The sequence below is a fragment of the Ruegeria sp. AD11(2025) genome, from assembly GCF_056542405.1.
Genome location: NZ_JBQFZU010000114.1, coordinates 1 through 1032 on the forward strand (window position 1 = coordinate 1; position 1032 = coordinate 1032).

2 protein-coding genes are annotated in these 1032 nt (G+C 53.1%); both read right to left on the reverse strand.

Annotated features, from left to right (window positions below; genetic code table 11):
* A partial coding sequence (locus ACR1XY_RS24580) for a HipA N-terminal domain-containing protein (protein ID WP_480597437.1) occupies nt 1–318 on the reverse strand: 318 nt, incomplete at its 3' end.
* Nucleotides 315–602 (reverse strand): helix-turn-helix domain-containing protein, encoded by a 288-nt coding sequence (locus ACR1XY_RS24585; RefSeq protein WP_480424825.1) that lies wholly within the window; start codon nt 600–602, stop codon nt 315–317. The genes ACR1XY_RS24580 and ACR1XY_RS24585, both read right to left, overlap by 4 nt.
* Nucleotides 603–1032: the final 430 nt, after the last annotated feature.

Below are 1032 nucleotides of genomic sequence, written 5' to 3' on the forward strand. Positions count from 1 at the left end.
GACGGAAATCGCACCCGCCGTGTCCCCGCCGATCTCCATTAAGATAGCCAGGGCGTCTGATGAGGCCAAACCAAGCGCCCGCGACAGTGCAAGAAGTTGCTGTTCCTCTGGCAGCAGGTTGGCCAGCCAAGGGGTAATCACCGGTGCTGCGACCGACTCTGGCCGAAGTGGTATGGTCACAGACAGCGGAAATGCGCCTTTGGTTGCCAACCACTTCGGATTATATCGGAACGACAGTTCACCCGCTGCATCAACGTCGATCTGCCCAATGGTAAAGTTGCCGTAGAAAACCGAGATGCTGTTTTGGCTGTCCATCATTCGCCGTCCAGGTCATATCCATCCTGGCTCAACTTGATTTCCTTGGCCATACCATCACCCTGGGACTGAAATAGTATCGGCAGGTCTGTGCGGAGTGCCTTCGCAATCTCCACAAGAGTGGACAGCCTTGGGTCTCGCTTCCCATTTTCGATCTTGGATAGACTAGCCGCTTCGACGCCGGACAGACGTGACAAGTCGTTGAGCGTCAGCCGTTGGTCGCTCCGAGCTTTCCGAATGTTGGCGCCCACTATGTGGGGCCATTTTTGGTTCGCATACCGCTCCATTTGCACCTCTTGTCCCTAACGACAAGATATGGCAAGAGCGGCACCAAATGCAAACTATTTGTCGCTGACGACAAAATCGCTGCAATTGTCAAAATGAGCGCTCAAACTTGTCCTCAACGACAAAGGTTGCTCAGTTAGCCTTTGCGCACCAGTTGCAATAACCCAGTCGGCTCAACCGCCCCGAACGTGCACATATGGGGGTTATGAGGAACACAAGGAGAAGGCACGATGCAGTGACCATTCGCTGCGCGAATGTCCGCTTCTTGAAATCCGGGTTGGTAACAAACGGTTGTTTATGTTTCCGACCTTGTGCCCGTCTATTGGATTAACCCAGCAGATGGCACCCCGCTTATTCCCTAATGCCTTCATTTGCAAAGACCGCATTGGATGCAGGTTTGGTTGATTGGTTACTTTGACAGATGGCGCTTTC

Coding starts and splice junctions, on each gene's coding strand:
- ACR1XY_RS24585 (WP_480424825.1), bottom strand. CDS start 602: ATGGAGCGGTATGCGAACCAAAAATGGCCCCACATAGTGGGCGCCAAC.